The organism is Pseudomonas sp. (genome assembly GCF_030147005.1).
Classification (GTDB): Bacteria; Pseudomonadota; Gammaproteobacteria; order Pseudomonadales; family Pseudomonadaceae; genus Aquipseudomonas.
In genome coordinates, this window is sequence record NZ_JASLAW010000095.1 from 54,489 (window position 1) to 75,281 (window position 20,793).

Below are 20,793 nucleotides of genomic sequence, written 5' to 3' on the forward strand. Positions count from 1 at the left end.
AGAACCCCCGGCCCAGGCCGGGGGTTTTGCTTTCCACCCATTATTTTGCACAGATTAACTTCCCCGCAACGCCCCGCCCTCGCAATGCCCGTCTACACTCGAGACATTCCCCGTGCCATAACGAGACCGTTATGCCCAGATTGCCGACCGTGATAATGCTGTCGCTGCTGACCTGGACCGCAACGGCTGGCGCGTTGACTCTCACTGATGATGAGCGTAGCTGGCTGACGGACCATCAAGAGCTGCGTATTGGGGTGGATGCGTCCTGGCCACCCTTTGAATACCGCGACGAAAATGGCCGCTACCAAGGCCTGGCCGCCGACTATGTGCGCCTTATCCAGGATCGCCTGGACATCAGGGTCAAGCTGATCGAACCGGTAAATTGGACCGCCTTGCTCGAACAAGTACGCAACAATCAGCTCGACCTGCTCCCCGGCATTATGTCCACCCCTGAACGCCAGAGTTTCCTGGCCTTCACGCGCCCCTATCTCGACTTCCCCATCGTGATACTGGCCCATGAAGGCGGCGCGAAGCCGCGCAGCCTCAAAGACTTGTACGGGCTGAAAATCGCCGTGGTGGAAAACTATGCGCCCCATGAATTACTGCGCAACCACCATCCGGACCTCAATCTCGTCGCGATGCCTAACGTCAGCTCCATGCTGCAGGCACTGGCTACCGATGAAGTGGATGCGGTCGTCAGCGACCTGGCCTCCAGCGTCTGGAGCCTGCGCCAACTGAAACTTGATGGTTTGTACGTCAGCGGCGAAACACCCTACCGCTATCAGCTGGCGATGGCCGTGCCACAGGATGAGAAAATACTGGTGGGCATTCTGGACAAGGTCCTCGCCGATCTCAGCCCAGCCGAAACCAATGCAATCCAGCAGCATTGGGTGGGCAGCTCCAGCGATCACCGCACATTCTGGGCGGATGTGTTGATGTACGGTCTACCAGCGGTGTTGGTGCTAAGCACCGTGCTGGCCATTGTGATTCGAATTAATCGCCGGCTCAGCTCGGAAATTTCCCGCCGGGTGACCCTTGAGCAAGAACTGCGTAGCAGCGAGTACCATTATCGCAGCTTGGTGGAGAGCCTGTCCGCCATCGCCTGGGAATCCAACGTCCGCGATTTCACCTACAGCTACGTCTCGCCCCACGCCGAAGAGTTGCTTGGCTACCCCCGCGCCCATTGGATGATCCCTGGCTTCTGGCGCAACATCATTCACCCTGCCGACCTGACGCGCGCCGAAACGTATTGCTACCGCGAAACCCGCGCCAACCGTGATCACAGCATCGACTATCGTGTTATCACCGCCGACGGCCGCTGTCTGTGGGTGCGCGACATTGTCAGCCTGATCAAATACGGCCCGGAACCGGTGCTGCGCGGCTTGATGATCGACATCAGCGAAGCCAAACGTACGGAAGAGGCACTGCTGCTGTCCGAGCAGAAGTTTGCCAAGGCGTTCCATGCCTCCCCCGATGGCTTGTTACTGAGCCGTCAAAGCGATGGCCTGCTGATAGAAGTGAATGAAGGCTTCAGCCACCTGACCGGCTACACCAGCACCCCGTCGCTTGATCAGTCAGCCTTGGACCTCGCCATATGGGTCAACCTCAATGAACGCAAGCACATGCTGGAATTGATGCAGCGCGACGGATTTGTCCGCGACTTTATCTGCCATATCCGCCACGTCGATGGCCGGATTCGGCTCTGCGAACTGTCCAGCCGCCCGCTGCCCATCGGCGGAGAAAACTGCATGCTGACCATCGCCCGCGACATAACCGAACGCCAGCAAATGCAGGAGAAGCTGCAACAAGCTGCCACGGTATTCGAAAGCACGGCTGAAGGCGTCTTGATCACCGACACGCGACAGAACATCAGCGCAGTTAATCGCGCCTTCAGCGAGATCACCGGCTACAGCGAGGCTGAAGCACTTGGCCATACACCGCGCCTGCTCGCCTCCGGCCTGCACGACAGCGCATTCTATGCCGCGATGTGGCACCAGTTGACGACACACGACCACTGGCAGGGCGAGATCTCCAACCGACGCAAGAACGGTGAGCTGTATCCAAGCTGGCTGACCATCAGTGCCGTGCGCAATCATGACCTGTTGGTTACGCACTTCGTGGCCGTATTTGCCGACATCTCCAGCCTCAAGCTCGCCCAGGCGCGCCTCGACTATCAGGCCCATCACGACCCATTAACCGGTCTACCCAACCGTACGCTGTTTGAAAGCCGACTGCAGGCCGCTCTCATCGGTCAGCAGGAAAGCGGGAATCAAGGCGCGGTGTTGTTTCTCGATCTGGACCGTTTCAAACACATCAACGACAGCCTGGGCCACCCGGTCGGTGACCTGTTGCTCAAAGACATTGCCGTACGCCTCAAAGAGCAACTGCGTGATATCGACACCGTTGCACGACTGGGCGGCGATGAATTCATCATCCTGCTGCCCGGCCTGCAACAGGCCAGCGACGCCCAGAACCTGGCGAATAAGCTGCTCGATTGCTTCACACCCCCCTTCCAGGCAGGCGAGCACGAGTTCTTTATCAGCGCGAGTATCGGCACCAGCTTGTACCCACAGGACGGCACCGATGTCGCCACGCTGGTCAAAAATGCCGACGCCGCGATGTACCGCTCCAAAGCCAAGGGCCGCAACCGTGTTGAACGCTACACCCGCGACCTGACGGCCCAGGCCAATGAACGCGTGGCGCTGGAGCATGAGCTGCGCCGGGCCATCGAACGTGAAGAGTTGAGCCTGTATTACCAGCCCAAACGCAACTTGATCACCCACGAACTGACCGGCGCCGAAGCCTTGATTCGCTGGCGCCATCCGACCTTTGGCGAGGTGCCGCCCGAACACTTCATCGCCCTGGCCGAAGAAAACGGCACGATTCTGCAAATTGGTGATTGGGTACTGGAACAGGCCTGCCGACAGCTGCACGCCTGGCAAGGTGATTTCGGTGATTTCGGGCCACTGTCCGTCAACCTCGCCGGCGCGCAACTGCGTCACCCCAAGCTGCTGTCGCGCATCGAACAACTGCTGCGCGATTACCGCCTGGAGCCCGGCTGCCTGCAGCTGGAGATCACCGAAAACTTCATCATGAGCCAGGCCGAAGAAGCGCTGGAGGTGCTGCACCAGCTCAAAAAACTGGGCGTGCAACTGGCGATCGATGATTTCGGTACCGGTTATTCTTCCCTCAGTTACCTCAAGCGCCTGCCGCTGGACTTCCTCAAGATTGACCAATCCTTCGTCCGCGGCCTGCCCGACGACCCTCACGACGCCGCCATCGTGCGCGCCATTATCGCCCTCGGCCACAGCATGCAATTCACCCTCATCGCCGAAGGCGTGGAAACCCCCGCACAGCAAGCCTTCCTCGCCGCTGAAGGGTGTGAACAGATGCAAGGCTACATCGTCAGCCTGCCCCTGCCGCCGGAACTGTTTGCCGCAACCTTCCTTCGCACACGGATGGGGGATTTTTCGGATGGCACACTGAGGAAACCGTCGTTATAATCCGCGTCCTACTGAGGGCCTATAGCTCAGTTGGTTAGAGCAGGGGACTCATAATCCCTTGGTCGTAGGTTCGAGTCCTACTGGGCCCACCAACTTCAAAGCCGCGCATTGCGCGGCTTTTCTGTGTCTGGCGTAGCGGTTCTGTAAGCCGAACCAAGCCTGTAACATGCATGCCCTCTGCCACCGCACTGGAGCTCTGCCCTTGCCCGCCCTGGACGAAATCGACCGCCGACTGATCGCCGCCTTGCAGCTCAACGCCCGCGAGAGCGTTGCCATGCTTGCTCGGCAGCTGGGTATTGCGCGTACCACGGTCACTTCGCGCCTGGCACGCCTTGAAAAAACCCAGGTGATTACCGGTTATGGCGTGCGCCTGGGCCAGCGCTTGGCGGATGGTGGTTTGCAGGCGTATGTGGGCATCACCGTGCAACCGCGTTCGGGCAAGGAGGTGCTGCGCAGGTTGAGTGCGATGGCTCAGGTGCAGCAGTTGTGCGCGGTAAGCGGCGAATTTGATTACGTGGCGTGGCTGCGCACTGAGTCGCCGGAGCAGCTTGATCAGTTGCTGGATCAGATCGGCAGTGTCGATGGCGTGGAAAAAACCACTACGTCGATCATTCTCAGTAACAAATTGGACCGCGGGCAACCTATCTGACCACCCATTTCGTCAGATTGACTAAAACGAGTGCAATACGACGACACATTGCGTCTTATTAACGAGCGCAACGCTCCCTAAACTGGCTGCCATCTTTTCGTATACTCAACGGGCCCTGTCCCGCCGAGTCGTCAGTAAGGTCAGCCATGAGCATTCCGTCCAGCAGCATCGCCAAGCCCCATCGCCACCCCACCGACGGTAAAAAGCCCATTACTATCTTCGGCCCGGATTTCCCGTTTGCCTTTGATGACTGGATCGAACACCCCGCCGGCCTGGGCAGTATTCCTGCCGCCAGCCACGGCGCCGAAGTGGCGATCGTGGGCGCCGGTATTGCGGGGCTGGTGGCGGCCTACGAACTGATGAAGTTGGGCTTGAAGCCGGTGGTGTATGAAGCCTCGAAGATGGGCGGTCGCCTGCGTTCCCAAGCCTTTGAAGGCGCCGAAGGCATAATCGCCGAGCTGGGCGGGATGCGCTTCCCGGTGTCGTCCACCGCCTTCTACCACTATGTGGACAAGCTGGGCCTGGAAACCAAACCCTTTCCCAACCCGCTGACGCCTGCGTCCGGCAGTACCGTTATCGATCTGGAAGGCCAGACGCATTACGCGCAGAAAATTTCCGACTTGCCCGTACTGTTCCAGGAAGTGGCCGACGCCTGGGCCGATGCCCTGGAAGCCGGTTCGCAGTTCGCCGACATCCAGCAGGCGATCCGCGACCGCGACGTGCCGCGCCTCAAAGAACTGTGGAACGCACTGGTACCGCTGTGGGACGACCGCACCTTCTACGACTTTGTCGCCACCTCAAAAGCCTTTGCCAAGCTGTCGTTCCATCATCGTGAAGTCTTTGGCCAGGTCGGTTTCGGCACCGGCGGTTGGGACTCGGATTTCCCCAACTCCATGCTGGAAATCTTCCGCGTGGTGATGACCAACTGCGACGACCATCAGCACCTGGTCGTTGGCGGCGTCGCGCAAGTGCCCATGGGCATTTGGCGCCATGCACCGGAGCGCTGTGCCCACTGGCCAGCCGGCACCAGCCTCAGCTCATTGCACAGAGGCGCGCCAAGGGCGGGCGTGAAGCGCATTGCCCACGCCGCCGAAGGCCGTTTCGCCGTCACCGACACCTACGGTGACACCCGCGAATACGCTGCCGTTTTGACCACCTGCCAGAGCTGGCTGCTGACCACCCAGATCGAATGCGACGAAACCCTGTTCTCGCAGAAAATGTGGATGGCCCTGGACCGCACGCGCTACATGCAGTCATCAAAAACCTTCGTAATGGTTGACCGCCCGTTCTGGAAAGACAAAGACCCGGAAACCGGCCGCGACCTGATGAGCATGACCCTGACCGACCGCCTGACCCGTGGCACCTATCTGTTCGACAATGGCGACGACAAGCCGGGGGTGATCTGCCTGTCCTACTCGTGGATGAGCGACGCACTGAAAATGCTGCCTCAGCCCATCGATAAGCGGGTAAAACTGGCACTCGACGCGCTGAAGAAGATCTACCCGAAAGTCGACATCAAAGCGCGCATCATCGGCGACCCGATCACTGTGTCCTGGGAAGCCGACCCGCATTTCCTCGGGGCCTTCAAAGGTGCATTGCCCGGCCACTACCGGTATAACCAGCGGATGTATGCGCACTTCGTGCAGAAGGATATGCCCGCCGAACAACGTGGGATTTTTATCGCCGGCGACGACGTTTCCTGGACCCCTGCCTGGGTGGAAGGCGCGGTACAAACCTCGCTGAACGCGGTGTGGGGCATCATGACCCACTTCGGCGGCAGCACCCATCCGGAAAACCCAGGGCCCGGTGATGTGTTTGACGAGATAGGGCCGATCGCCCTGCCCGAATAAGGAGCCTGACATGCGTGTCGCCCTGTACCAATGCCCGCCATTGCCGCTGGATGTCGCTGGCAACCTCAAGCGCCTGCAACAACTGGCGCACGAAGCGTCGGATGCCGATCTGCTGGTGCTGCCGGAAATGTTCCTCACGGGCTACAACATTGGCGCCGAAGCCGTAGGCGCCCTGGCCGAGGCCCGGGATGGGGAGTCTGCGCAAACCATTGCTGATATCGCGCACAGTGCCGGCCTGGCGATTCTGTACGGTTATCCGGAGCGGGCCGAGGACGGCCGGATCTACAACGCCGTGCAGCTGATCGACGCCCATGGCACACGCTTGTGCAACTACCGCAAGACCCACCTATTTGGCGATCTGGACCACACCATGTTCAGCGCCGGTGAGGATGACTTCCCGCTGGTGGAATTGAACGGCTGGAAGCTGGGTTTCCTGATTTGCTACGACCTGGAGTTCCCGGAAAACACGCGGCGCCTGGCCCTGGCCGGTGCCGAACTGATTCTGGTGCCCACCGCCAATATGGTGCCGTTTGACTTTGTTGCCGACGTCACCGTGCGGGCACGGGCATTCGAAAACCAATGTTTCGTGGCCTATGCCAACTATTGCGGGCACGAAGGCGATATTCACTACTGCGGCCAAAGCAGCATTGCCGCGCCCGATGGCCAGCGCATCGCCCAGGCGGGCCTGGATGAAGCGTTGATCGTCGGTACGCTGGTTCGGCAATCTATCTTCGACGCCCGCGCCGCCAATCATTACCTGCAAGACCGTCGCCCCGAGCTTTACGGCGCACTGCACAAGCCCTGATCCACCGGGTTTGCTAGCATAGGCGCTTCCCCCGCTTCGGAAGTGCCCATGCCTGCGCCGGCTCACCCTCTCCCCCTGCACCTGACTCTGGCCAATGGCCTGAAAATTTGCCTGCGCCCTACGCCGCGTTTAAGGCGCTGCGCCGCTGTTTTACGCGTGGCTGCGGGCAGTCATGACGCGCCATTGGCGTGGCCGGGGCTGGCGCATTTCCTTGAACACTTGTTGTTTCTGGGGACCGAACGTTTTACGGCAGGCGAAGGGCTGATGGCCTATGTACAACGCCATGGCGGGCAAGTGAATGCCAGCACCCGGGAGCGCGCCACTGAGTTCTTCTTTGAACTGCCTGTGTCGACCTTCGCCGATGGGCTCGTACGATTGGCCGACATGCTTACGCACCCTCGCCTGACCACTGACGACCAACTGCGCGAGCGCGAAGTGTTGCACGCCGAATTCGTTGCCTGGTCTCAGGATGCCAGGGCGCAGCAACACGTGGCCTTGATGAAGGGCTTGGCCGTCGATCATCCCCTGCGCGGCTTTCATGCGGGCAACCGCGACAGCCTGCCAGTGGAACGTGAGGCGTTTCAGCAGGCGTTGCGTGAATTTCATCAGCACTTTTATCAGAGCGGGCAGATGACGTTGAGCCTTGCCGGCCCGCAATCGCAGCAGGACCTGGAAGCGCTGGCGCAGCGATTCAGTACGCAGTTGATCCCTGGCCCGCTGTATCCCCAGGCCGCGCCGCCGAAGCTGATGGCCGGGCAAGCGAAGGGCTATCAACACGTTGCCGATCATCATCTGCATCAGGTCATCACCTGTGACGCACCGCGTGAAGCGCTGACGTTTCTGTGTACCTGGCTCAACAGTTCAGCGCCGGGCGGCTTGCTTGCTGAACTCAAAGGCCGACGCCTGGCGACGGCATTGCACGCCTCGGTGCTGTATCACTTTGCCGGGCAAGCTGTGCTGGATATCGACTTTACCCTCGACACCCAGGGTGACTCGACGATCCAGATTGAGGCGCTGTTGCACGACTGGCTGAGTTTTTTCGCACACAGCGACTGGACAGCATTACGCGAAGAGTTCGCCTTGCTTAATGCTCGCCAACAGCAGGTCCAAAGCGCACTGGCACTGGCGCGTAACGATGTAGAAAACTTATCGGAACAAGGCGTCGCAGCCCTCAAGGCCATGCTCGACGCACTCGCCCTGCCGCCCGCCACCCACGGGTGGCAGCTTCCCCCGAATAACCCCTTCCTTCGTCCAGCCGCCAAAGAGGAGCGTGCCGGTTTGATTCGCGGCCAGACCAGCGCCCACCGAGGCTTGCGCACCTTCGCCCAGGACCGCTCACGGGGTCGACGGGACCTGTCGGCGCTCACGTTCAGCCAGGCATTGGCGGATGACACTGACGAAGGCGCGCTATACCTGCGCTGGCGATTCGACTCTGCAGTGCCTGCTGGCCTGGAAAACGCCTTGCAGCCGCTGCGCGAGCGTGCCGCTCAAGCGGGCGTCGAGTTGTGTTTCGACACCATCGCCACTGACTGGCAGGTGAAAATGCTCGGCATCCACGAGCCCATGCCGGCCGTGCTTGAAGCGTTGGCGGGCTGCTTGAGCACTGTCGACGAACACCTGCCGCCAGCGCCCGCGGTACCGATGATCGCCATCCGCGAACTGCTCAAGGCATTGCCCTTTTGCTGCAGCGGTGTGCCGCCAGCGCCCCAAGCGACGCCAGCCTCCTGGGCCACTGCTCGCTGGCACGGGCTGGGCTCAGGTTTACCAGCGGCCTGTGAAGCGGTGATCAAGACCGCCGCCGCACGGTTGCCCGGGCAACCTGCACAGCTCCAATACCCGCCTCAAACGCTCGAAGGTCAGCGCCTCTGGCACGAGATAAAAACCGAATCCAGCGAAGCGGCGGTGCTGTTGTTTTGCCCAACACCGACCCAGGCCTTGACCGATGAAGCCGCCTGGCGCTTGCTCGGTCATCTGCTGCAAGGGCCGTTCTACCAGCGCCTGCGAGTCGAACAACAAATCGGCTACGCCGTTTTCAGCGGCATCCGACAGATCAATGGGCAAACGGGCCTGCTGTTCGGCGTGCAGTCGCCCAGCGCTTCGCTCAGTGAGATCGTCGAACAGGTGCAGACTTTTCTGAAGCAACTGCCGTCATTGATCGAACGCAGCGCAGACATGGGTAACAACGCCTTGGCGCAGCAATTCACTGCCCGGTCGCTGCCTATGCCCCAAGCCGCTGATCTCTTGTGGCATGCGCAGTTGGCGGGACGCCCAGCGGGTTACCTGGAGCAATTACAAGATTTGATACAAACCTGCTCACGCGAAGATATGCGCCTCGCCGCCCAACGCCTGAATGACGCCACGGGAGGCTGGCGCTGCATCGCCAACGGGCCGTGCATCCGGGGCGACTGGTTGTCGGCGAATTGATCGTTGCCGACTCTGCAACAGGCTTTTTCTTTCAAGACAGCGCTAACTCGAAAAGAATTGCGTAATATTCACACGCAATATCTGAACATCTCCAATGGGAGGTGGACTATATGTACTACTCGGTAGTGAACATCCCGTCCCTTGATAGGAGTATGAATATGACCTGGTCCAAACCTGCTTACACCGATCTGCGCATCGGTTTCGAAGTCACCATGTACTTCGCCAGCCGCTAATCCGCTGGGTAATACAACGCCTCGGTTCGCCCGGGGCGTTTTTGTTTTGAGCTTTGCTTGATGGAGCGACCATGTTTGTCCAGATTCTAGGTTCCGCCGCCGGCGGTGGCTTTCCGCAGTGGAATTGCAACTGCGTGAACTGCGCAGGTTTTCGTGATGGCAGCCTGCGGGCCCAGGCGCGTACCCAGTCGTCCATCGCGATTTCCGACGATGGCGTGAACTGGGTACTGTGCAACGCATCGCCGGATATTCGCGCGCAACTGCAGGGGTTTGCGCCGCTGCAACCCGGCCGCGCCCTGCGTGACACCGGCATCAGCGCGATCATCCTGATGGACAGCCAGATCGACCACACCACCGGCCTGCTGAGCCTGCGCGAGGGCTGCCCGCACCAGGTATGGTGCACCGACATGGTTCATGAAGACCTGAGCACCGGTTTCCCACTGTTCACCATGCTCACTCACTGGAACGGTGGCCTGGCCTGGAACCGCATCGAACTGGACGCCAGTTTCACTATCGCGGCCTGCCCCAACCTGCGCTTCACCCCACTGCCGCTGCGCAGCGCCGCACCGCCTTATTCGCCGCACCGCTTCGACCCCCACCCGGGCGACAACATTGGCCTGATCGTCGAAGACCTGCGCACCGGTGGCAAACTGTTCTACGCCCCAGGCCTGGGCAAGGTTGACACGCCGCTGCTGGACATCATGGCCGGCAGCGACTGCCTGTTGGTGGACGGCACAATGTGGGACGACGACGAAATGCAGCGCCGCGGCGTCGGCACCCGCACCGGCCGCGAAATGGGCCACCTGGCGCAAAACGGGCCTGGCGGCATGCTTGAAGTGCTGGAGCAATTGCCGGAGCAGCGCAAAGTCCTCATCCACATCAACAACACCAACCCGATCCTCGATGAAGACTCCCCCGAGCGAGCCGAGTTGGTGCGGCGTAATGTCGAAGTAGCCTACGACGGCATGAGCATCGAGTTGTAGGAGATCTGATATGACTGATACACCGATGAACACTGAAGAATTCGAACACGCCCTGCGCGCCAAAGGCGCCTTCTACCACATCCACCACCCGTACCACGTGGCGATGTACGAAGGCCGCGCCACTCGCGAGCAGATCCAGGGCTGGGTCGCCAACCGCTTCTACTATCAGGTGAACATTCCCCTCAAGGACGCCGCGATCCTGGCCAACTGCCCGGACCGGGAAATCCGTCGCGAGTGGATCCAGCGCCTGCTCGATCACGATGGCGCGCCCGGTGAAGACGGTGGCATCGAAGCCTGGCTGCGCCTGGGCCAGGCCGTGGGCCTCGACCCGGACCAACTGCGCTCCCAGGAACTGGTGCTGCCCGGCGTACGCTTTGCGGTAGACGCCTACGTCAACTTCGCCCGCCGCGCCAATTGGCAAGAAGCCGCCAGCAGTTCGCTGACCGAACTGTTCGCGCCGCAGATCCACCAGTCGCGCCTCGACAGCTGGCCGCAGCATTACCCGTGGATCGACCCGGCCGGCTACGACTACTTCCGCACCCGACTGGGCCAGGCCCGTCGCGATGTGGAACACGGGTTGGCGATCACCCTGCAGCACTACACCACCCGTGAAGGCCAGGAGCGCATGCTGGAAATTCTCCAGTTCAAACTGGACATCCTGTGGAGCATGCTCGACGCCATGAGTATGGCTTACGAACTGAACCGCCCGCCGTACCACAGCGTGACCGCAGAGCGGGTCTGGCATAAAGGGATCAACCTATGAGTTTCGATCGAAGCAGAAAACCGACCTGGCGCCCGGGCTATCGCTACCAATACGAGCCCGCGCAGAAAGGCCATGTGCTGCTCTACCCGGAAGGCATGATCAAGCTCAACGACAGCGCCGCGCTGATTGGTGGCTTGATTGACGGCGAGCGCGACGTCGCAGCCATCATCGCCGAGCTGGACAAGCAATTCCCCGGCGTGCCGGAACTCGGTGAAGACATCGAGCAATTCATGGAGGTCGCCCGTGTCGAGCACTGGATTACCCTTGCCTGAAAAACCCGCTATCGGCCTGCCGCTTTGGCTGCTCGCCGAGTTGACCTACCGCTGCCCGCTGCAGTGTCCGTATTGCTCCAACCCGCTGGATTTTGCCGAGCAGGGCAAGGAGCTCAGTACCGAGCAATGGGTCAAGGTATTTCGCGAGGCCCGCGAAATGGGCGCCGCTCAGCTGGGGTTTTCCGGCGGTGAACCGCTGGTGCGCCAGGACCTGGCCGAGCTGATCTTTGAGGCCCGCAAACTGGGGTTTTACACCAACCTGATCACGTCAGGCATCGGCCTGACTGAACAGAAGATCAGCGACTTCAAAAAGGCCGGCCTGGACCATATCCAGATCAGCTTCCAGGCCAGCGACGAACAGGTGAACAACCTGCTGGCCGGCTCGAAAAAAGCCTTCGCGCAAAAGCTGGAAATGGCCCGCGCGGTGAAAGCCCACGGTTATCCGATGGTGCTGAACTTCGTGACCCATCGGCACAACATCGACAAGATCGACCGCATTATCGAGCTGTGCATCGCGCTCGAGGCGGACTTTGTCGAGCTTGCCACCTGCCAGTTCTACGGCTGGGCGCAGCTCAATCGTGTGGGGTTATTGCCGACCAAGGAACAACTGGTACGCGCCGAACGCATTACCAACGAATACCGCGCCAGGCTCGAAGCGGAGGGCCATCCATGCAAGTTGATTTTCGTGACGCCGGATTACTACGAAGAACGTCCGAAAGCCTGCATGAATGGCTGGGGCAGCATTTTTCTGACAGTGACGCCGGACGGTACCGCCCTGCCCTGTCATGGCGCCCGACAGATGCCGGTGCAGTTTCCCAATGTGCGCGACCACAGCATGCAGCACATCTGGTACGACTCTTTCGGCTTCAACCGGTTTCGCGGCTACGATTGGATGCCCGAGCCGTGCCGTTCATGCGATGAGAAGGAAAAGGACTTCGGCGGCTGCCGTTGCCAGGCCTTCATGCTCACGGGGGATGCGAGCAATGCCGACCCGGTGTGCAGCAAGTCCGAGCAGCACGGCATCATCCTGCAAGCGCGGGAAGAAGCCGAACATGCCACCCAGACCATTGAGCAACTGGCGTTTCGCAATGAGCGCAATTCACGCCTCATTGCCAAAGGCTGACGGCCTCAGCGCTTGGCGATGATGTACACGGCGTGAATGACGCCGGGGAAGTAACCGCACAGGGTCAGCAGGATGTTCAGCCAGAATGCGCCGCCGAATCCTACTTGCAGGAACACACCCAGTGGCGGCAGCAGAATGGCGATGATGATACGAATGATGTCCATGGGGTAGCTCCAGAAAATCGGCTCGTGTGAGCCGTGTAGCTAATCGACATTGGCGCTTCGTGAGGGTTCAGTGGCTCCCGGCATTGAAACATTCACTAACGAGCAGACAAAAAAACGCCCCCAGCCAAAAGAATCAGGCTGGAGGCGCCGCGTATTCCGCGAGACGGTTCAGGAAAGGGGTCAGACAGCGATGCCCTTGCGGCATTGCAGTTGGGCGGTACGTACTCGAGAGAAGGCACGAGCAAGGCGCAGGAGCATTTCGTCAATGTGGTTTTTGCTGACGTTCAGGGCGGGTGTGAAGCGCAAACAATCGGGCTGCGCGGCGGTGAGGATCAGACCTTCGTGCAGCGCGGCCTTTGCCACGGCAGCCGCAGAATCGTCCGACAGTGTCAGGCCCCATATCAGCCCGTTGCCGCGCAATTGCCCGTGCTCGTAACGGTAGGCCAGGCGGGCAAGGCCTTCTGCCAGGTACAGGCCGGCTTCGCGAACGCGGTCGAGAAAGCCGCCTGCCAATACGGCATCGAGTACCGCAATACCCGCTGCCGCCATCAGCGCATTACCGTGATGCGTACCGTCCAGTTCGCCCGCCTCGAAGCAACAGGCTGTGCCGCGTGCCAGCAGCGCCGCCAACGGCACGCCACCGCCCAGGCCTTTGCCGAGGGTAACGATGTCGGCGCGTACGCCGTATTGCTGTTCGGCGAGCAAGCTGCCGCACCGGCCAATCCCGGTTTGCACTTCGTCAAGAATCAACAGGATCCCCAGTTCGCGACACAGCCGTTCGACGCCTTTGAGGTAGCGTTCAGTCGCGGGGATGACTCCGGCGGCGCTTTGGATCGGCTCCAGCATGATGGCGACAGTGCGCGCATCAACGGCTGCGTGCAGGGCCGGCAGATCATTGAATGGCACATGGCTGAAGCCCGGCAATTGCGGTTCGAAACGGTTTTCGCAGGCCACTGCCGAAGCCGCCAACGCGGTGAGACTACGGCCATGGCACCCGTTGCTCACCGTAATGATGTGGTAAGCGCCGCCGCGATGCCGCTGGCCCCATTTGCGCGCCAGCCTGATGGCCGCTTCACAGGCCTCCGCGCCGCTGTTGAGCAGGTACGCTTGATCGCTGCCGGTGTGATGGCACAGGCGGTCAACCAGGTCGAGCTGAACCCGGTTGTGCAAACCAATGCCCGGGTTGATCACGGTTTGCAGCTGTTCGGCAATGGCGTCGCGCACCACTTGCGGGCTGTGACCAAGGCTATTGGCGCCGCCACCTTGGCTGAAATCCAGGTAGGCACGTTCGTCACTGTCCGAAAGCCAGGCACCTTGCCCCTGGACGAAAACCTCAGGGGGACGCGCGGCGGTGGGCATCAGGCACTGGCTGGAAAAATCCTGACGCGGAGCCTGCAGCACCAAGTCGTCAAGGCTCGGCGCCGCGCGGCGAAACAGGTTCACACTTCACCCCCGGCAGCAACCGGACCTTGGTAGGTACCGAGTACAAACACTGTGCTGAGGTTTTTTGCCTTGCCTATGTAAACGCCATTACCAAAAACGTTTTTCATTGCCCGATCCGGCCCTGTAAGCCCTGCGAATAGGCGCTAGACTAGGCGGCTACGGGGCCAGCGGCCATTTCGATTTTCCAGCTTTTTCGATAAGCAAACCTTATGGATTTCAAGCAACTGCGTTATTTCGTCGCGGTGTACGAGGAAGGCCATGTAGGCCGCGCCGCGGAGCGTCTGTCGATCTCCCAACCGGCCTTGTCGCAGCAGGTTCGCCAACTGGAGCAGAACCTCGACGTGAGCCTGTTCGAACGCAGCAGCAAACGCCTGCTCCCCACGCTGGCCGCGCACACGCTGTACAACCACGCCTTGCCCCTGATCGATGGCATGCAGCAAGCCGTGGAGGCGTTGCGCAACTTCAAGGGCCAGGCGATGCGAACCCTGGCCATCGGTGTGCTGCAAACCGTGCATACCAGCCTGGTGCCGCAGATGCTGGAGCGGGTGCGCAAGGCCCAACCCCACTTGGTCGTGCAGATTTACGAATTGACCGGGCTTGAAATCGAGCGGCGGCTGCTTAATGGCTCGCTGGACATCGGCATCAGCTACCTGCCACCGCGCCAGCCGGGCCTGCATGGCGTGTTGTTGTATGAAGATGAATTGAAGGTGGTCATCCCTGATCAACATCCGTTGCGGGAATTCAAGAAGGTCTCGCTGAAACAGGCAGCCGAGTTGCCGATGTTGCTGCTGGGGGAAGAGTTTCAGGTGCGACAGATCTGGCAGGGCCAGTTGGCCAACCTGGGGCGGCGCCCGCAGGTGCAGGCCGAGCTCAATACGATGGTGGGGATTCTCGATAGCCTGCCCCACACGCAGTTGGCCACCGTGCTGCCGGGACGTTCCCAGGACGAACACAACAGCCAGTCGCTGCTGTGGAAACCCTTGAGCGAACCCAGGGTGCCGTTGAAAGTCGGTTTGGTATGCCGTGACGTGCAGCGCCAGCAAGCGACGATGGCATTGCTGCGCACTTTGCTCAAAGACGTGATGAATGCCCCGCAGGCAGGCGCCTGACTTTTTCGCGGGCAAAAGAAAACCCCGCCGAGGCGGGGCTTTGCAGACTGTTTCCCTGACATCCATTTCACTCCGCCTTCCTGGCAGAATCCTACGTGTCCGTGTTGTTGCTTTGCGCTTCCTGCGCGACGTCCATGTGAAGTAGATTATCCGTGGATCCAATTTGGCGATAGAGGACGATTAGCAGCACGTCATGTAAGAGATTGCTTACACGCATCCCTCGCCCTTAGAACAGTGCCTCATCCATCAAAAACAGCGATTCGCTGCCGGCTTTTACCGACGCGCTCAACGAGTGAATACGCGGCAACAAACGTGCAAAGTAGAAGCGCGCAGTGCCCAGCTTACTGGCATAGAAATCGTCTTCGGCCTCTTTACCCAACGCAGCCTCGGCCATGCGCGCCCACATATAGGCATAAGCCATGTAGCCAAACGCGTGCAAGTACTCCACCGATGCCGCGCCGATTTCATTCGGGTTGGTCTTGGCACGGTCCAGCACCCAGGCGGTCAATTCATCCAGGTTATCCACTGCGGCGCCAAGCGGGCGCGTGAATTCGCCCAATGGCTTGCTCGCGCCGGCGATGAACTGGCGGACCTCATCGGCGAACAGAGTGTAGAACGCGCCACCGCTGCCGACGATCTTGCGGCCCACCAAATCCAGCGCCTGGATACCATTGGTGCCTTCGTAGATCTGGGTGATGCGCACATCACGCACCAACTGCTCCTGGCCCCACTCGCGGATGTAGCCGTGGCCACCAAACACTTGCTGGCCGAGCACGGTGGTTTCCAGGCCCAGGTCCGAGAGGAAAGCCTTGGCGACCGGCGTCAGCAGCGCCACCAGGTTGTCGGCGCGCTCGCGGGCAACGGCGTCTTCGCTGAACTTGGCAATGTCCAATTGCGTCGCTACATAGGTGGAGAACGCACGGCCGCCTTCGTTCGCCGCCTTCATGGTCAGCAGCATGCGGCGCACGTCCGGGTGCACGATGATCGGGTCGGCCGGTTTTTCCTTGGCTTGCGCGCCCAGAGGCGAACGGCTCTGCAGCCGGTCGCGGGCATATTCAATCGCGTTCTGATAGGAGCGCTCGCCGGAAGCCAGGCCCTGGATGCCCACCCCCAGGCGCTCGTAATTCATCATGGTGAACATCGCCGCCAAACCACGGTTGGGCTCACCCACCAGGTAGCCCACGGCTTCGTCGAAGTTCATCACGCACGTCGCGGAGGCCTGGATGCCCATCTTGTGTTCAATCGAGCCGCAGTTGACCGGGTTGCGTGCGCCCAGGCTGCCGTCGGCGTTCACCATGAACTTCGGGACCAGGAACAGCGAGATGCCTTTGGGGCCGGCCGGTGCATCCGGCAGTTTGGCCAACACCAGGTGGATGATGTTTTCGGTCAGGTCGTGTTCGCCGCCGGTAATGAAAATCTTGGTCCCGCTGACTTTGTAGGAACCGTCCGCCTGCGGCTCGGCCTTGGTGCGAATCATGCCCAGGTCGGTACCGGCATGGGCTTCGGTGAGGCACATGGAGCCGGCCCATTCACCGGAATACATCTTCGGCAGGTAAGCGGCCTTGAGCTCATCGCTGGCGTGGGTGTTGATCGACACGCAAGCGCCCGAGGTCAACATCGGGTACAGGCCGAAAGCCAGGCTGGACGAGTTGATCATCTCCTCGACCTGCGCCGACACCGCTTTGGGCATGCCCATGCCGCCATACGCTGGGTCGCCGCCAACGCCCACCCAGCCGCCTTCGGCGTAGGTGGCGTAGGCCTGGGGGTAGCCGTCCGGCGTGCTGACCACACCGTCCAACCAGCGGCAGCCTTGCTCATCGCCGCCACGGCTTAACGGCGCGATGGATTTGGCGGTGACCTTGCCGGCCTCTTCGAGGATCGCTTCAACGGTTTCGGCGTCAACCGTGTCTGCCAAGGCAGGCAATTGGGCCCAAGTCGTGGCGACGTCAAAAACTTCGTTGAGGACGAAGCGCATATCACGCAACGGCGCTTTGTAATCAGCCATGGCAAACCTCGTGAGAACGTGAAAAGTGATTCGATAGGATCGGTTTTACAGGCTCCGAGTGTACCCGAACAACTTTTCAGACACATAGGGTCCATTCGTGACTATTAGGTATTTACAAGTCACGGACCGCGACGCATCTACAGTGAAAACGCCTGCGCCGGCAAGCTCATCAGGCAGTCGCTGCCCGCTTCCACCGCCGCCCGGTGCATCGACGTGCGCGGCAACAGGCGTTTGAAGTAGAAGTCGCAGGTCGCAAGCTTGGCCTGGGCAAACCCTGGGTCGTCATGCGCCTGCGCCGCGACCGCCATGCGCAGCCACAGGTAGGCGAGGATGACGTAACCGCTGTACATCAGGTAATCCATGGCGGCCGCCCCCACTTCGTCGGGATTTTTCATCGCTGCCGTGCCGACCTTCAGCGTCAGCTCACCCCACTGCTGGTTCAACTGATTGAGCTGTTCTACATCGCCTTTGAGCTGCGCATGCTCGCCATTGGCCGCGCAGAACTTATGCACGATTTTGGTAAAGCCGCGCAGCAACTTGCCTTGGCTGCCCAGCACCTTGCGCCCCAACAGGTCGAGGGCCTGGATACCGTTGGTGCCTTCATAGATCGGCGCAATCCGGGCATCACGGGCCAATTGCTCCATGCCCCACTCGCGAATATAGCCATGGCCACCAAACACCTGCATACCGTGGTTGGTCACCTCCAGCCCGGTTTCGGTCATAAAGGCTTTGCAGATCGGGGTGAGGAAGGCCAGCAAGTCCTCAGCCTCCTGCCGCTGGCCGGCGTCGCTGCTCAGGTGCGCGGTGTCGAGCAACTGCGCGGTGAAGTAGGCCAGCGCGCGATTGCCTTCGTTGAACGCTTTCATGGTCAGCAGCATGCGGCGTACATCGGCATGCACGATGATCGGGTCGGCGGCTTTGTCCGGAGCCTTGGCACCGGTCAGCGAGCGCATTTGCAGGCGCTCGTTGGCGTATTTGATCGCGCCCTGAAAGCTTGCCTCGCCATTGCACAACCCCTGCATCCCGGTGCCCAGGCGCGCGTGGTTCATCATGGTGAACATGCAATTGAGGCCTTTGTTCGCCTCACCAATCAAGAATCCCTTGGCGCCGTCGAAGTTCAGCACGCAGGTGGCCGAAGCCTTGATGCCCATCTTGTGTTCGATGGAGCCGCAATGCACCGCATTGCGCTCCCCGGAGTCGGCGTGAAACTTGGGCACGATAAACAAGGAAATGCCTTTGGTGCCCGCCGGTGCATCCGGCAGTTTGGCCAGCACCAGGTGGATGATGTTGGCGCTCATGTCGTGCTCGCCGGCCGAGATGAAGATCTTGCTGCCGGTGAGGGCATAACTGCCATCGGCCTGAGGGACGGCGCGGGTCTTGATCAAACCCAGGTCGGTGCCGCAGTGGGCTTCGGTCAGGCACATGGTGCCGGTCCATTCGCCGGCGGTGAGTTTGTTCAGGTAAGTGGCTTTCTGTTCGTCGGTACCGTGGGTGTGGATCGCCGACATGGCACCGTGCGTCAGGCCCGGGTACATGCCCCAGGACGTATTGCTGGAACCGATCATCTCACTCAGCACCAGCCCCAGGGACGGCGGCAAGCCCTGGCCGCCGTAGGCCGGGTCCGCCGCCACGCCGTGCCAGCCGCCTTCCACGTACTGGGCGAAGGCTTCCTTGAAGCCCTTGGGCGTGGTCACCACGCCATTGTCGAAATGGCAGCCTTCTTCATCGCCACTGCGGTTGAGCGGCGCGAGCACGTTTTCGCAGAACTTCGCGCCCTCTTCGAGAATCGCATCGACCATGTCGGGGCTCGCGTCCGTCGCGCCCAGGGCCGCGTAGTGCCCGTGGAGGTCGAACACATTGTCGATCAGAAAGCGCATGTCGCGCAGGGGAGCTTTGTAGTCAGGCATGGCGATGTCTCCGGCAGCAGATGGTTTCAACCTACTGCCGGCCAACGCTGCGGACAATCACTGTAGGGCTGCTGAATACAGCACCATTACTCAACCGGCAGCACTCTCCATGCGCACGGCACCGCGACGGGTCTGCCCGGCCGCGATCACGCAGTTGCGCCCGGCGCCCTTGGCCGCGTAAAGCGCCTGGTCGGCGGACTTAAGCACCTCTTCGGGGCTACGCTGCTCGGCCTGGCGCTCGGCCACGCCGATGCTGACGGTTACCGACACACTGGTAGCACCGCTGGCGGCCCGACGCTGGCGACCTTGCTGGTCGTCATGGGGGCGGTCGGGGTTGCGCAATTTGATCGCGTAGTTGGCGATGAGCTCGCGGATCTCCTCCAGGTGCGGCATGCATTCATCCAGGGTCTTGCCGGCGAATACCACGGCAAACTCTTCGCCGCCGTAACGATAGGCGCGCCCGCCGCCGTTGACCTTGGACAATTTGCTCGCCACCAGGCGCAGCACCTGGTCCCCCACGTCATGGCCATGGGTGTCGTTGAAACGTTTGAAGTGATCCACGTCCCCCATCGCCAACACGTAGTTGCGCCCCAGCCGCTGCATGCGCTCGTTAAGGGCGCGGCGCCCCGGCAAGCCGGTCAGCTCATCGCGAAACGCCATCTGATAAGCCTCGTGCGCCACACCGGCAGCGATCATCAGCATGACCTGGCTGCACATGATGTTGAGGGTGAACGGCAGAATGAAGGTTTGCGGCAGCATCCAGAACATCCCCAGCAACCCCACCAGTTGCGCGGCATGCAGCGGGCGCGGCTGATACCAGTACTGGGCGGCCAGGGTGAGGAAGCCGATCAGAAACATCGGGTATGAGAGTTGGATCAGGCTCATCCAGGCGCCATGCAGCACCGGCCAGCGAATCTCGGCCAGCCAGTTCAAAACGCCCTGGGGATAACTCTGCTCCAGCGCCAGCGCCACGCTGCCGATGGCCAGTAACACCGCGCCGCGTGCGACGAAGTCACGGAACAGGTGGGTCTTTTCCTGCCACAGCGCATAGATGCTGAACAGCAAGGGCAGCAGCAGGCAGCACAGGTGGAACACCACGGCGGCGTCTTCGCGCACGCGGCCATTGTCGCGGTAGAAGTCAGTCTGGGTGTCCAGCAGGAAATACGCGACGTACACCGTGATCATCAGGAACAATTCACGCTGGCGCCGATACACCGCGCAGTACGCCCCGCCGAGCAACAGCACCAAGGTCGGCAGCACGTTGAACAGCGAGGTGAAGAAGACGTTAAGGTCCTTGAGATATGCAGCCGAGAGCCCGGCCAGCAACAGCAGCAACGAGGGCACAAAATGACTGAAGCGGACAGCGGACACGCGTAACAAGGGTAAAACTCCGACCCGCAAAAAAAGTAGTGGCACAGTGCCGTTGCGCCACCAGTTAAACACAACCAGCCTGGCGCGTATCAAATTGCCATCACTGTAACGGCAGCCATCAGCAATCCCTGAGCGCAGGGCCATGGTTTTTTAAACGCAAAAAAACCGCCGCGTCCCGAGGGAGGCGGC

The 20,793-nt window shown here is 60.7% G+C and carries 16 protein-coding genes and 1 tRNA gene; 12 read left to right on the top strand and 5 right to left on the bottom strand.

Annotation, left to right across the window (positions count from 1 at the left end):
- Positions 1–131 precede the first annotated feature (131 nt).
- From Q1V60_RS08955 to pqqE, 11 genes are all read left to right on the top strand, one after another.
- The gene (locus Q1V60_RS08955; RefSeq protein WP_300629405.1) at positions 132–3,503 is read left to right on the top strand and encodes a bifunctional diguanylate cyclase/phosphodiesterase; all 3,372 of its coding nucleotides are present in this window, start codon (positions 132–134) and stop codon (positions 3,501–3,503) included.
- A gap of 15 nt (positions 3,504–3,518) precedes the next feature.
- Positions 3,519–3,595: transfer RNA gene (locus Q1V60_RS08960), tRNA-Ile, on the top strand.
- Positions 3,596–3,705: 110 nt separating this feature from the next.
- On the top strand, positions 3,706–4,152 hold the full coding sequence (locus Q1V60_RS08965) for an Lrp/AsnC family transcriptional regulator (protein ID WP_300629407.1): 447 nt from the start codon (positions 3,706–3,708) through the stop codon (positions 4,150–4,152).
- A gap of 167 nt (positions 4,153–4,319) precedes the next feature.
- Positions 4,320–6,002 carry an NAD(P)/FAD-dependent oxidoreductase gene (locus tag Q1V60_RS08970; protein WP_300629543.1) on the top strand — a complete coding sequence of 561 codons (1,683 nt, stop codon included), beginning with the start codon at positions 4,320–4,322 and terminating at the stop codon, positions 6,000–6,002.
- 10 nt (positions 6,003–6,012) lie between these two features.
- Positions 6,013–6,807 carry a carbon-nitrogen hydrolase family protein gene (locus Q1V60_RS08975; RefSeq protein WP_300629409.1) on the top strand — a complete coding sequence of 265 codons (795 nt, stop codon included), beginning with the start codon at positions 6,013–6,015 and terminating at the stop codon, positions 6,805–6,807.
- A gap of 48 nt (positions 6,808–6,855) precedes the next feature.
- Positions 6,856–9,231, top strand: a complete 2,376-nt coding sequence (gene pqqF, locus Q1V60_RS08980) for a pyrroloquinoline quinone biosynthesis protein PqqF (protein WP_300629411.1) — start codon at positions 6,856–6,858, stop codon at positions 9,229–9,231.
- A 158-nt stretch (positions 9,232–9,389) separates the two neighbouring features.
- Positions 9,390–9,464, top strand: coding sequence for a pyrroloquinoline quinone precursor peptide PqqA (gene pqqA / locus Q1V60_RS08985; protein WP_003194766.1), 75 nt, complete (start codon positions 9,390–9,392; stop codon positions 9,462–9,464).
- Positions 9,465–9,535: 71 nt separating this feature from the next.
- Positions 9,536–10,447: a pyrroloquinoline quinone biosynthesis protein PqqB gene (gene pqqB / locus Q1V60_RS08990; protein ID WP_300629413.1), complete on the top strand. Its 912-nt coding sequence runs from the start codon at positions 9,536–9,538 to the stop codon at positions 10,445–10,447.
- Between the two features lie 10 nt (positions 10,448–10,457).
- Positions 10,458–11,210, top strand: coding sequence for a pyrroloquinoline-quinone synthase PqqC (pqqC, locus tag Q1V60_RS08995; protein WP_300629415.1), 753 nt, complete (start codon positions 10,458–10,460; stop codon positions 11,208–11,210).
- On the top strand, positions 11,207–11,482 hold the full coding sequence (gene pqqD / locus Q1V60_RS09000; RefSeq protein ID WP_300629417.1) for a pyrroloquinoline quinone biosynthesis peptide chaperone PqqD: 276 nt from the start codon (positions 11,207–11,209) through the stop codon (positions 11,480–11,482). Before pqqC ends, pqqD begins: the two co-directional genes overlap by 4 nt.
- Positions 11,475–12,605, top strand: a complete 1,131-nt coding sequence (pqqE, locus tag Q1V60_RS09005; RefSeq protein ID WP_300629420.1) for a pyrroloquinoline quinone biosynthesis protein PqqE — start codon at positions 11,475–11,477, stop codon at positions 12,603–12,605. The genes pqqD and pqqE overlap by 8 nt, the downstream gene beginning before the upstream one ends.
- 5 nt (positions 12,606–12,610) lie before the next feature.
- Here pqqE and Q1V60_RS09010 read toward each other — a convergent pair whose 3' ends face one another.
- Both Q1V60_RS09010 and Q1V60_RS09015 read right to left on the bottom strand, forming a co-directional pair.
- Positions 12,611–12,769, bottom strand: a complete 159-nt coding sequence (locus Q1V60_RS09010; RefSeq protein ID WP_300629422.1) for a YqaE/Pmp3 family membrane protein — start codon at positions 12,767–12,769, stop codon at positions 12,611–12,613.
- A 180-nt stretch (positions 12,770–12,949) separates the two neighbouring features.
- Positions 12,950–14,212: an aminotransferase class III-fold pyridoxal phosphate-dependent enzyme gene (locus Q1V60_RS09015; protein WP_300629425.1), complete on the bottom strand. Its 1,263-nt coding sequence runs from the start codon at positions 14,210–14,212 to the stop codon at positions 12,950–12,952.
- Positions 14,213–14,421: 209 nt separating this feature from the next.
- On the opposite strand from Q1V60_RS09015, the gene Q1V60_RS09020 reads away from it, so the two are divergent.
- Positions 14,422–15,321, top strand: coding sequence for a LysR family transcriptional regulator (locus Q1V60_RS09020; protein WP_300629428.1), 900 nt, complete (start codon positions 14,422–14,424; stop codon positions 15,319–15,321).
- 226 nt (positions 15,322–15,547) lie between these two features.
- Here the strand turns inward: Q1V60_RS09020 and Q1V60_RS09025 are convergent, their stop codons facing one another.
- The 3 genes from Q1V60_RS09025 to Q1V60_RS09035 form a co-directional block, all read right to left on the bottom strand.
- Positions 15,548–17,326 carry an acyl-CoA dehydrogenase C-terminal domain-containing protein gene (locus Q1V60_RS09025; protein ID WP_300629430.1) on the bottom strand — a complete coding sequence of 593 codons (1,779 nt, stop codon included), beginning with the start codon at positions 17,324–17,326 and terminating at the stop codon, positions 15,548–15,550.
- A 137-nt stretch (positions 17,327–17,463) separates the two neighbouring features.
- Complete coding sequence (locus Q1V60_RS09030) at positions 17,464–19,233, bottom strand: acyl-CoA dehydrogenase C-terminal domain-containing protein (protein WP_300629433.1); 1,770 nt, start codon at positions 19,231–19,233, stop codon at positions 17,464–17,466.
- A gap of 90 nt (positions 19,234–19,323) precedes the next feature.
- The gene (locus Q1V60_RS09035) at positions 19,324–20,613 is read right to left on the bottom strand and encodes a GGDEF domain-containing protein (RefSeq protein WP_300629435.1); all 1,290 of its coding nucleotides are present in this window, start codon (positions 20,611–20,613) and stop codon (positions 19,324–19,326) included.
- Between the last annotated feature and the right edge of the window lie 180 nt (positions 20,614–20,793).